Annotated in this window: 10 protein-coding genes; 7 read left to right on the top strand and 3 right to left on the bottom strand. The window is 61.7% G+C overall.

The features are described 5' to 3' along the window. Positions 1-17: 17 nt before the first annotated feature. The 3 genes from FEE99_RS12060 to FEE99_RS12050 all read left to right on the top strand — a co-directional run bounded on the left by FEE99_RS12060 (position 18) and on the right by FEE99_RS12050 (position 5,069). Positions 18-1,376, top strand: coding sequence for a TolC family outer membrane protein (locus FEE99_RS12060; RefSeq protein WP_016771146.1), 1,359 nt, complete (start codon positions 18-20; stop codon positions 1,374-1,376). 161 nt (positions 1,377-1,537) lie between these two features. Continuing rightward, positions 1,538-3,697, top strand: a complete 2,160-nt coding sequence (locus tag FEE99_RS12055) for a type I secretion system permease/ATPase (RefSeq protein WP_041478971.1) — start codon at positions 1,538-1,540, stop codon at positions 3,695-3,697. Positions 3,698-3,707: 10 nt separating this feature from the next. Beyond that, positions 3,708-5,069: an HlyD family type I secretion periplasmic adaptor subunit gene (locus tag FEE99_RS12050; RefSeq protein ID WP_041478970.1), complete on the top strand. Its 1,362-nt coding sequence runs from the start codon at positions 3,708-3,710 to the stop codon at positions 5,067-5,069. Positions 5,070-5,187: 118 nt separating this feature from the next. Here FEE99_RS12050 and FEE99_RS12045 read toward each other — a convergent pair whose 3' ends face one another. Both FEE99_RS12045 and FEE99_RS12040 read right to left on the bottom strand, forming a co-directional pair. Continuing rightward, positions 5,188-5,784: a tRNA-uridine aminocarboxypropyltransferase gene (locus FEE99_RS12045; RefSeq protein WP_041478969.1), complete on the bottom strand. Its 597-nt coding sequence runs from the start codon at positions 5,782-5,784 to the stop codon at positions 5,188-5,190. A gap of 7 nt (positions 5,785-5,791) precedes the next feature. Continuing rightward, positions 5,792-6,685 (bottom strand): LysR family transcriptional regulator, encoded by an 894-nt coding sequence (locus tag FEE99_RS12040; RefSeq protein ID WP_007956593.1) that lies wholly within the window; start codon positions 6,683-6,685, stop codon positions 5,792-5,794. Positions 6,686-7,027: 342 nt separating this feature from the next. On the opposite strand from FEE99_RS12040, the gene speB reads away from it, so the two are divergent. The 4 genes from speB to FEE99_RS12020 all read left to right on the top strand — a co-directional run bounded on the left by speB (position 7,028) and on the right by FEE99_RS12020 (position 11,504). Continuing rightward, a complete protein-coding gene (speB, locus tag FEE99_RS12035) occupies positions 7,028-7,978 on the top strand; it encodes an agmatinase (protein WP_041478968.1) in 951 nt (316 codons plus the stop codon). A 10-nt stretch (positions 7,979-7,988) separates the two neighbouring features. After that, complete coding sequence (locus FEE99_RS12030) at positions 7,989-8,411, top strand: YybH family protein (protein ID WP_041478967.1); 423 nt, start codon at positions 7,989-7,991, stop codon at positions 8,409-8,411. 51 nt (positions 8,412-8,462) lie between these two features. Next, on the top strand, positions 8,463-9,965 hold the full coding sequence (locus FEE99_RS12025) for a purine-cytosine permease family protein (RefSeq protein WP_041478966.1): 1,503 nt from the start codon (positions 8,463-8,465) through the stop codon (positions 9,963-9,965). 159 nt (positions 9,966-10,124) lie between these two features. Continuing rightward, positions 10,125-11,504 (top strand): sodium:solute symporter, encoded by a 1,380-nt coding sequence (locus FEE99_RS12020; protein WP_041478965.1) that lies wholly within the window; start codon positions 10,125-10,127, stop codon positions 11,502-11,504. 161 nt (positions 11,505-11,665) lie between these two features. Here the strand turns inward: FEE99_RS12020 and FEE99_RS12015 are convergent, their stop codons facing one another. Continuing rightward, positions 11,666-11,794, bottom strand: a complete 129-nt coding sequence (locus FEE99_RS12015; protein WP_003184145.1) for a PA1414 family protein — start codon at positions 11,792-11,794, stop codon at positions 11,666-11,668. Between the last annotated feature and the right edge of the window lie 53 nt (positions 11,795-11,847).

The following is an 11,847-nucleotide window of genomic DNA, read 5'->3' as shown; positions in this document are numbered from 1 at the left end:
TCCAGGGAGATGCACCCATGCGCGTTTTAACCCCCCTCTGCAGCGCGGTTTTGCTGGCCATGGCTTGCACTTCCCAAGCCCAGGCGATGAACCTCACCGAGGCGATTCAAAGCACCATCGCCACTCACCCGGAACTGGCTTCGCGCGTGGACGCCCGCCTGTCAGCGGATGAACAGGTGAAAGTGGCCAAGGGCGGGTTTTATCCGTCGGTCGATCTGAACGCTGCCTACGGTCGCGGTTACAGCGACAACACCAATACCCGCGCTTTCGGTAACCACAACACCGAAATCCTCAATTACACCCAGTCGGAGCTGCGCTTGCGGCAGATGATTTTTGACGGTTTCAACACCGCCAACGAGGTCGAGCGCACCAAGGGCGTGTCCAACTCGCGCGCCTACTACGCGCAAGGCACCGCGCAGGATCTGGCCCTGCGCACCATCGAGGTCTACCTCGAAGTGCTCAAGCGTCGGGAACTGGTGACGCTGGCCAAGAACAATTTGCAGGCGCACTTGCGCGTCAACGATCAGATCGGCCTGCGCACCGAGCGCGGCATCGGCAGCACTGCAGACTCGGATCAATCGGTTGCCCGTCGTGCACTGGCGCAGAACAACCTCGACACCGCCGAAGTCGATCTGGCCGACGCCGAATCGAATTTCTACAGCGTGGTCGGACGCATGCCCGATGAACTGGAAACCCCGGCCTCGACTCGCGGTGAGATGCCACCGGACCTGCGTGAAGCGCAGCAAAGCATGGTCGACAACAACCCGTACCTGAAATCGGCCCAGGCTGACGTGCAGTCCGCCGAGAGCCAGTACGAAGTGGCCAAGTCGCCGTTCTACCCGCGCTTCGACGCGGAAGCGGCAGTGGGCGCGAACAACAACGTGCAGGGCGACGAAGGCCACGACAACGAATGGCGTGTCGGTGTGGTGATGAACTACAACCTGTTCCGTGGCGGCAGCGACAAGGCACGTCTGGCCGCGAATGCCCACGACATCAACCAGGCGATGGACATCCGCAACAACGCCCTGCGTCAGCTCAACGAGAACATTCGCCTGGCCTGGAACGCCATGGAGAACGCCAAGAAGCAGACGCCGACCGCCCGCGAATACGCCGAAACCACCAAACGCGTGCGCGCCGCTTATCAGGACCAGTTCGGGCTCGGCCAACGCACCCTGCTCGACCTGCTCGACAGCGAAAACGAGCTGTACAACGCCAACCGTCGCTACACCGAAATCCGCTACACCGAGGAATACTCGATGTATCGCGTGCTGGCGAACATGGGCCAGTTGCTGAGCAAGCAACGCGTGGTGCTGCCGGCTGATGCGATTGCCACGACCGAAGTAAAAAACCAGGCGCGCCTGCCCGAACTGAAATAAACGGTGCAGGAACTGACTTTGCCCTGATCGTTCCCACGCTCTGCGTGGGAATGCCTCAAGGGACGCTCCGCGTCCAGTGACGCGGAGCGTCACGGGCTGCATTCCCACGCAGAGCGTGGGAACGATCCGATAACCGAGCCCGTTCAACAGAGGCAATCACTATGACCAGCATGGAACCCGGCGCCACCGGGGTCGATCCGCGCCTGAGCTTCGACGATCCGTTACTCGACGGTCTGCTGATCCTCTGCAAACTGCATGGCGCCACGGTCAGTCGTGCCAGCCTGAGTGCCGGGCTGCCCCTGAACAAACAACGCCTGAGCCTCGATCTGCTGCCCCGTGCAGCAGCACGGGCCGGATTGCAGGCGCGCTTGTTGCGCCGTGACCTGAAAGACATTTCACCGCTGAACCTGCCGATTCTGCTGCTGCTCAACGACGGCCGCACCGCTGTGCTGCGGCGGTTTGGCGAGGATGGCAAAGCCCTGCTGCTGCCCAGCGAAGCCGACGGCGGCGAGCAATGGGTGAGCCGCGAAGAGCTTGGCGAACACTACAGCGGCCAGGCCTTGTTCGCCCGTCCGCGCCACGAACTCGAAGACCTGCGCGCGCCGCTGGTGCCACGGGTAAATGCGTGGTTTCGCGACACTCTCAAACTGTCGAAATGGCTGTACAGCGATGCGATTCTCGCCAGTTTCCTGATCAACCTGCTGGGCCTGATGGTGCCGCTGTTCGTCATGCAGACCTACGATCGCGTGGTGCCCAATCAGGCGACCTCGACGCTGTGGGTGCTGTCGATCGGCCTGTTGATCGGCACCGGTTTTGAACTGGTGCTGCGCGTGGTCCGTGCGCATCTGCTCGACACCGCCGGGAAGAAAACCGATGTGATCCTCTCGGCAACGTTGTTCGAGCGCATCACCGGCATGTCGATGAAGGCGCGGCCGGCGACCATTGGCGGCTTTGCCCAGAGCATTCACGACTTCCAGGGCCTGCGTGAATTTCTCACTGCCGTGACCCTGACCAGCCTGATCGACTTGCCCTTTGTGGTGTTGATGCTGGTGGTGATCGGCCTGCTCGGCGGCTGGCTGGTGGTGATTCCACTGTTGGCGTTTCCGATCACGATCATTTTCGCCATGGTGATTCAGGTGCGCCTGCGTGACACCGTGCAGAAAAGCCTGAGCCTCGGCGCCGAGCGTCAGGCGGTGCTGATCGAAACCCTCGGCGGCCTGGAAACCCTCAAGGCCTGCGGCGCCGAAAGCGAGCGTCAGCACAAATGGGAAAGCACCCACGGCGCCCTCACCCGCCTCGACAGCCATGCGCGCAACCTGTCGGCGCTGGCCACTAACGGCACGCTGTTCATCCAGCAGTTTTCCGGGATGGCGACGATTGTTGCCGGGGTCTACAGCATCATTGCCGGCAACCTCAGTGTCGGCGCGCTGGTCGCCACCTATATGCTCGGCAGCCGCGTGCTTGCTCCGCTCGGCCAGATCGCCGGGCTGATCACCCGTTACCAGCAAGCGCAACTGACGATGAAAAGCACCGATGCGCTGATGGCCCTGCCGCAAGAGCGCGACGGCAAACAACGGCCACTGGAACGCACGCAGCTGCAAGGCGCCCTCGACGTCAGCGGCGTGACGTTTCACTACAACGGCCAGAATGCGCCGGCGCTGAGCGAGGTCAGCTTCAGCCTGAAAGCCGGTGAGCGGGTCGGCATCATCGGCCGCAGCGGTTCGGGCAAAAGCACGTTGGCGCGGCTGGTCATGGGCTTTTATGAAGCGGAGCAAGGCCAACTGCTGCTCGACGGCCTCGACCTGCGCCAACTGGACGTGGCTGACCTGCGCCAGCAGATAGGTTATGTCGCCCACGACCTGCCGCTGCTGGCTGGCAGCCTGCGCGACAACCTGACCCTGGGCGCGCGCTACATCAGCGATTCACGCATGCTCGAAGTCGCCGAACTGACTGGCGTCACCGAACTGGCCCGGCAACACCCGCAAGGCTTCGACCGACCGGTGGGCGAACGCGGGCAACTGTTATCCGGCGGCCAACGCCAGGCGGTGTTGCTGGCGCGCGCGTTACTGCTCGATCCACCGATCATGCTGCTCGACGAACCCACCAGCGCCATGGACAACAGCAGCGAAGATGCGCTGCGGCAGAAACTGCATGGCTGGGTGCAAGGCAAAACCCTGCTGCTGGTCACCCACCGCACCTCAATGCTGAGCCTGGTGGACCGGTTGCTGGTGCTGGACAACGGCCGGGTCGTCGCTGACGGTCCGAAAGAAGCAGTCATCGAAGCGCTGCGCAAGGGCCGTGTCGGCTCGGCGGCGGTCTAGGAGTTACGCCATGCCTGCTTCTTCCGATAGCAACAAGCGCGGCTACTTCGACAGCTTCGGCAAAAGCGCCGAAGCCGAGTTCATGCCGGAAACCGCCGGCGCGGCGTTGCAGGATTCGCCGCGCAAATCGCGGATCACCGTGTGGCTGGCGGCAGCGCTGCTGATCGCCGCCCTGGTCTGGGCCAAATTCGCCGTGCTCGAAGAAGTGACCATGGGCGAAGGCAAGGCGATCCCGTCGAGCAAGGTCCAGGTGATCCAGAATCTGGAGGGCGGCATTGTCACCGAGATATTCGTTCGCGAAGGTCAAATCGTCAGCAAGGGCGACACCCTGCTGCGTCTGGATGACACGCGCTTTCGCTCGAACAAGGGCGAGAGCGAGGCCGACCGTTACGCGCTGACCGCGCAGGTTGAACGGCTGTCAGCCGAGGCCGAGGGACGCCCCTTCAAACTCTCCGCTGAAGTCATCGCCAAAGCGCCGCAAGTTGCCGAGGATGAACGCTCACTGTACGAGCAACGCCAACGCCGCTTGGCCAGCGAACAGCGCACCCTCAGTGAACAATTGCGGCAGAAAACCCAGGAACTGGCCGAGTTTCGTTCCAAGCAAGGCCAGTTCAGCTCGAGCCTGGCGCTGCTGCAACAAGAGATGAACATGTCCGAACCGCTGGTGAAAACCGGCGCCGTGTCACCAGTGGAAATCCTCCGGCTCAGGCGCAGCGCTGTGGAGATCCGTGGTTCGCTGAACGCCACCACGCTGGCGATTCCCCGGGCCGAATCGGCCATCGCCGAGATCCGCAGCAAGATCGACGAATCCGAGCAGACCTTCCGTTCCGAGGCTGCCAAAGAGCTGAATGAGAAACGCACCGACCTGTCGAAAATCACCGCCTCGAGCATCGCCATCGACGATCGCGTCAGCCGTACCACGGTGACATCACCGGTACGCGGGGTGATCAAGCAGATGAAGGTCAACACCATCGGCGGCGTGGTCCAGCCGGGCAGCGACATGGTCGAAATCGTGCCGCTGGAAGACAACCTGCTGATCGAAGCCAAGGTCCGCCCGCAAGACGTCGCGTTCCTGCATCCGGGCCAGAAAGCCATGGTCAAGTTCAGCGCCTACGACTACACGATTTACGGCGGGCTGAGCGCCAAACTCGAGCTGATCGGCGCCGATACGATCACCGATGACAAGGGCAACAGCTTCTATCTGATTCAGGTGCGCACCGACAGGAATCACCTGGGCGGCGATGTCAAACCGCTGCTGATCATCCCGGGGATGGTGGCGACGGTGGACATCATTACCGGCGAGAAAAGCGTCTTGGATTACTTGCTCAAACCGGTGCTGAAAGCGCGGACCGAGGCGATGCGCGAGCGCTAGTGATCTTTGAATTGCGGTGATTGATCTGGCGCTTTCGCGAGCAGGCTCGCTCCCACAATTGGAATGCGTTCCCCTGTGGGAGCGAGCCTGCTCGCGAAGAGGCCCGCACAGACAATGATCATCTGTCGCCATGGTTACGCTGAAAAACCTCCTCCCCCATCGCCGCAATCTGCCCTTCGATCAGCGCTTCAAACGGTTTCAGTAACGGCGCAAACGTCGTCGGTGCTTCGAGGGTTTCCAGCGCCTGGACGATCGCCTCGATAGTCGATAACGCCCCCGGCCCCGGTGCCTTGCGCAAGCGATAGCGCGACACGCCGCCCTCGGTCAGGGTCACCCGTGGCAGTGCTGCCAGCAGCGGGTTGAGGTGCAGCATCTTGCGCGCTTTGCGCCAGGTGCCGTCCGGGACGACCAGCAACATTGGCTGATCATTTGGCGCGTAAACCTGCAACGACTGCGCATCGTCAGCCGGGAACAGCAAGCGCGCCTGATAACCCGGCTGGTTCAACAGTTTCGGCAAATCTTCGAATACCTCGCCGACAATCAGCTCGGCATTGCTCAGTCCCAGCGCCGCCAGCCGCGCGGTATTCAGGGCGTGACTGACCTCGCTCGGATGCTGCAGCAGCAATACTCGGGTGCGGCTATCGAGGTGCGGAATCAATGGGCACAGGCAATGGGTCTGGGGGCGCAGGCAGCGCGGGCATTGTGGTCGGGACATTTTTTTCTCAAGCCTGATTGAGCTGCGCTTTGAGCAAATCGCGGAAGGTCTGGATCAGCGGCTCGCGGCTGCGGCCCCTGCGCATGATCATCGAAAACGGCGCCTGATAACCGAAGGTCGCCGGCAGTAATACACGCAGATCGCCCTTGTCGGCCCAGGCCTGCGCGTAGTGCTCCGGCAGATAACCGATGTAGGCGCCGGAGAGCACTAGAATCAGCTGCGCTTCCATACTTTCCACGGTCGCGGCGCTGTGTTTGAAACCGTGCCGGGCCAGTTCCGCCTGACTCCAGTAACCGCGCCCGACCATTCGTTGCTGAGTGATGACCTGCTCGGGGATGCGCCGCTCGTTGAACAACGGGTGACGACTGCTGCAATACAGCCAGTGCTGCTCGCGGTACAGCGGCATGTAGACCAGACCGCTCATGCGCGTGGAAAACGCACCGATGGCCAGATCGAGGCGATTGTCCTGCACGCCGAGCTGCAATTCGTAAGGGCTCATCACCGACAGGTGCAGATGCACCGCCGGGTGTTCCTGACTGTAGGCACCAATGGCTTCGGCAAACGGCAGGGCCTTGTCGCTGACGGTGGAATCGATCACGCCAAGGTTGAGAGTGCCGCGCAGTTCGCCCTTCAGCGCGGCGGCGTATTGCTCGAAGCCTTCAAGCTCGGCGAGCAGGCGCAGGGTTTCCTGATGGAACAGCTCGCCCTTGCTGGTCAGGCTGAAGCCACCGCGCCCGCGATGGCACAGCACCAGACCAAGCGCGGCTTCGAGCTGGCTCATGTAGGTGCTGATCGCCGAGGTCGACAGGTTGAGTTCCTGCTGCGCATTGGCAAAACCCTGATGACGCACGACGCTGACGAAGATGCGCAGGAGTTTCAGGTCGGGTAAGGCGTTGGCCATTTCTGCTCCGGTCACGAGGTAACGCGCGAATACACAGTTCGATGGAGATCATTGTGGGAGCGAGCCTGCTCGCGAAGGCGTCGGGTCAGTCGCCATCGAAGTTGACTGTCATGCCCTCTTCGCGAGCAGGCTCGCTCCCACAGAGTGAGATCTTCAGAGATTCCAGTGGTGCGAAGTCTAAGTCGCTGGCTGGCATTAGTTTAGAAAAATCTGAACTAAGTTTTTGCCCGTAGCGATTCTTCCCCGTCACTACATTTCGCATGATCGGCCCCACAGCGGCGTCCGAACCTGTGCTCAACGGCGCGCCGGCATAAATAAAACAAAGACGATGAGGCCCTACCCGTGGACAAGATTCTTCACCAACCACTGGGCGGCAACGAAATGCCGCGCTTCGGCGGCATCGCCACCATGCTCCGACTTCCCCATCTAACGACCGCTGCCGGCCTTGACGCTGCCTTCGTTGGCGTGCCGCTGGACATCGGCACTTCGCTGCGCCCCGGCACCCGCTTCGGGCCGCGCGATATCCGCACCGAATCGGTGATGATCCGCCCGTACAACATGGCCACCGGCGCCGCGCCGTTCGACTCGCTGTCGGTGGCCGACATCGGTGACGTGGCGATCAACACCTTCAACCTGCTCGACGCCGTGCGCATCATCGAAGAAGCCTACGACAACATCCTCGAGCACAACGTCATCCCGATGACCCTGGGTGGCGACCACACCATCACCCTGCCGATCCTGCGTGCGATTCATAAGAAGCACGGCAAGGTTGGCCTGGTGCACATCGATGCCCACGCTGACGTCAACGATCACATGTTCGGCGAGAAGATCGCCCATGGCACCACGTTCCGTCGTGCCGTCGAAGAAGGTCTGCTCGATTGCGATCGCGTGGTGCAGATCGGTTTGCGTGCCCAGGGTTACACCGCCGACGACTTCAACTGGAGCCGCGATCAGGGCTTCCGCGTCGTTCAAGCCGAAGAGTGCTGGCACAAGTCGCTGGCGCCGCTGATGGCGGAAGTGCGCGAGAAAGTCGGTGGCGGTCCGGTGTATCTGAGCTTCGACATCGACGGCATCGACCCGGCCTGGGCGCCCGGCACCGGCACCCCGGAAATCGGCGGCCTGACCACCATTCAAGCGATTGAAATCGTCCGTGGCTGTCAGGGCCTCGACCTGATCGGCTGCGATCTGGTAGAAGTCTCGCCCGCTTACGACACCACCGGCAACACCTCGCTGCTGGCCGCCAACCTGCTGTACGAAATGCTCTGCGTACTGCCTGGCGTGGTTCATCGCTGAGGGTCGGGTCATGCACGCACGTGATCAGGTTTTGCACGCGGCCGCCGAGTTGGTCGCCGCGTTTGCGCGTAACGATCGCGAAGCTTACTTCGGCGCATTCAGCACCGATGCCTGCTTCGTCTTCTACACCCTCGACCAGCCATTGCTGTCGCGCGATGCCTATCAGGCGTTGTGGGACCGCTGGCGTGCCGAGGAGGGTTTCGAGGTGCTGTCGTGCACCTCGAGCAACGCCTTTGTCAGCCTGCAGGGTGACGTGGCGGTTTTCATCCATGACGTGGCCACCGAGCTGCGCATGCAAGGGGAGCAACATTTCAGCCAGGAGCGCGAGACGATTGTTTTCAGAAAACAAGCGTCGAGCCTAGAACAACAAGGCCTATGGCTGGCCTGTCACGAACATTTGTCCGCAATGCCGGAAGGGCTGCCACCCCCTTAGCCAATGGTGACGCTCACGCACGATGAGCGCGCCTGATGATCGGAGCAGATCATGAATAACAACAACAACGAAAAAAGCCTTAGCAGCATCGAAACAAACGGGGTCGAACAGATCCCGGATCATGAGCGCGACGCCCGACCCAGCGACCTGTTTCGGTTGATCTTCGGCGGCGCCAATACGTTTGCCACCGCTGTGCTCGGCAGCTTCCCGGTGCTCTTCGGCCTGTCGTTTCAGGCCGGTGTCTGGGCGATTGTCCTGGGTGTGGTGGTCGGTGCGCTGATCCTCGCGCCGATGGGCCTGTTCGGCCCGCTCAACGGTACCAACAACGCCGTGTCTTCCGGTGCGCACTTCGGCGTGCACGGGCGGATTGTCGGGTCGTTCCTGTCGTTGCTGACGGCGATCGCGTTCTTCTCGCTGTCAGTGTGGAGCTCGGGTGATGCGCTGGTCGGCGGCGCCAAACGCCTCGTCGATTTGCCGGAAACCGACCTGACCCTGGGCCTGGCCTACGGTCTGTTCGCGCTGCTGGTGCTGACCGTGTGCATCTACGGTTTCCGCATCATGCTGTGGGTCAACCGCATCGCCGTGTGGGCCGCGAGCCTGTTGTTCCTGCTCGGCATCTTCGCCTTCGCCCCTGCTTTCGACAGCCAGTACGCCGGCAGCGTGGCACTGGGTCAGGCCGGGTTCTGGGCGGCATTCATCGGCGCGGCGCTGGTGGCGATGAGCAACCCGATTTCCTTCGGTGCGTTCCTCGGCGACTGGTCGCGCTATATCCCGCGTGAGACGCCGAAGGGCCGGATCATGCTGGCGGTGATCGCCGCGCAACTGGCAACGTTGATCCCATTCCTGTTCGGCCTCGCCACCGCCACCATCGTCGCGATCAAGGCACCGGACTACATCGCCGCGAACAACTATGTCGGCGGCTTGCTGGCCGTGTCGCCGAGCTGGTTCTTCCTGCCGGTGTGCCTGATTGCGGTGATCGGCGGCATGTCCACCGGCACCACGTCGCTGTATGGCACCGGGCTGGACATGTCCAGCGTGTTCCCGCGCGTGCTCTCCCGGGTCAAGGCGACCTTGCTGATCGGCGTGCTGTCGATCGCCTTCATCTTCATCGGCCGTTTTGCGGCGAACCTGGTGCAGAGCGTGTCGACCTTCGCCGTGCTGATCATCACCTGCACCACCCCATGGATGGTGATCATGATCATCGGTCTGGTGGTACGGCGCGGCTTCTACTGCCCGGATGATCTGCAAGTGTTCACCCGCGGTGAACAGGGCGGACGCTACTGGTTCAACCACGGCTGGAACTGGCGCGGTCTGGGGGCGTGGATCCCCAGCGCACTGGTCGGCCTGTGCTTCGTCAACCTGCCGGGGCAGTTCGTCGGCCCGCTGGGCGAATTGGCCGGTGGCATCGACATCAGTTTGCCGGTGACGTTGGGCCTGGCGTCGGTGGTGTATCTGACGCTGCTGCGCCTGTTCCCCGAACCTAGGGAAGTGTTTGGGCCAACGGATGTGCGCAGTGAAGCCGCCATAAAACCTCAACTGCGTCAGGCCGCCTGACACGAATCCCCTGTGGGAGCGAGCCTGCTCGCGAAGACTTCAGCACATCCAACAATGGTGTGACTGACAGACCGCCTTCGCGAGCAGGCTCGCTCCCACAGGAAGCCTTGCAGACCCCATTTGCTTGACCATAAAAAAGACAATCGGAGACACGCCATCATGGCTTTGGATTTATTCGTCGTACTCATTTATGCCGCTGCGATGCTGATTCTCGGCTACTACGGCATGCGCAAGGCCAAGACCCACGAAGACTATCTGGTTGCCGGGCGCAATCTGGGGCCGTCGCTGTACATGGGCACCATGGCAGCAACCGTACTCGGCGGCGCGTCCACCGTCGGCACGGTCCGTCTGGGCTACGTGCATGGCATTTCCGGTTTCTGGCTGTGCGCGGCACTGGGCTGCGGCATCGTCGCGCTGAACCTGTTCCTCGCCAAACCCTTACTGAAACTCAAGGTATTCACCGTCACCCAGGTCCTGGAGAAGCGCTACAACCCGATGGCGCGCACCGCCAGTGCGACGATCATGCTCGCTTACGCGCTGATGATCGGCGTGACCTCGATTCTGGCGATCGGCACCGTGCTGCAAGTGTTGTTCGGTCTGCCCTTCTGGATTTCCGTACTGCTGGGCGGCGGTATCGTGGTGACTTATTCAACGATCGGCGGCATGTGGTCGCTGACCCTGACGGACATCGTCCAGTTCGGCATCCAGACGGTGGGCCTGATGTTCCTGCTGCTGCCGATCTGCCTGTACCGCGTAGGCGGCTGGGATCAACTGGTCGCGCAACTGCCGGCGGCCAGCTTCAACTTCACCAGCATCGGCTGGGACACGATCATTACCTACTTCATGATCTACTTCTTCGGCATCCTGATCGGCCAGGACATCTGGCAGCGGGTGTTCACCGCCAAAAGCGAAAAGGTCGCCAAGTACGCAGGCACCTCGGCCGGGATCTACTGCATCATTTACGGTCTGGTCTGCGCCTTGATCGGCATGGCTGCGCATGTGCTGATTCCGGATCTGGACAACGTCAACAACGCGTTCGCCGCCATCGTCAAAGTCTCGCTGCCCGACGGCATCCGTGGCCTGGTGATCGCTGCCGCACTGGCGGCGATGATGTCCACCGCCAGCGCCGGCCTGCTCGCCGCGTCCACCACCCTGACCGAAGACCTGCTGCCGAAACTGCGCGGTGGCAAACAGTCCAATGTCGCGGTCAGCCGTCTGTTTACTCTGCTGACGGGGATCGCGGTGTTGGGCATTGCTCTGGTCGTCAATGACGTGATCAGCGCGTTGACCTTGGCTTACAACCTCTTGGTCGGTGGCATGCTGATTCCGCTGATGGGCGCGATTTTCTGGAAGCGTGCGACTACTGCCGGGGCGATCAGCGCCATGACGCTGGGCTTTGTCACTGCGCTGGTGTTCATGGTCAAGGACGGCATGGACGCGAACACGCCGATCTATTACAGCCTGGGTGTCAGCCTGGTGAGCTTCGTACTGGTCAGCCTGTTCTCGCCGCGCCCGGCGACCGTGGCCACTGCGGTGTGAATCGACAGTAACGAGGTGATGTTTTCTTCAGCGGGTGTGGCGTCGGTGACCACACCCGTTTTTTTCGCTTGGCGAAAAGCAAAAGATCGCAGCCTTCGGCAGCTCCTACCATTTGTAGAAACTGCCGACGGCTGCGATCTTGAAATCTCTGATCGGAGGTATTAACGGCGACGTGGCTGGCGCCGACGCTGTTCGTCGTCCGTGCGAATCGGTACCGGTTGCAGAGGCGGTTCGATCAAACCGAGGGCAACTCCCAAATCGTGCAGCCAGTTCTGGATTTTCTCTTTCATCGTCATGCCCCCTTCAGGGTGGTGCTGAGCGGCCGGAATTCTGAGGCCGCTTC

Origin of the sequence: Pseudomonas sp. ef1, assembly GCF_007293365.2 — a bacterium.
Lineage (GTDB): Bacteria > Pseudomonadota > Gammaproteobacteria > Pseudomonadales > Pseudomonadaceae > Aquipseudomonas > Aquipseudomonas siliginis.
The sequence above is the reverse complement of the archived record's forward strand: the minus strand, read 5'-3'. Positions and strand labels throughout refer to the sequence as shown.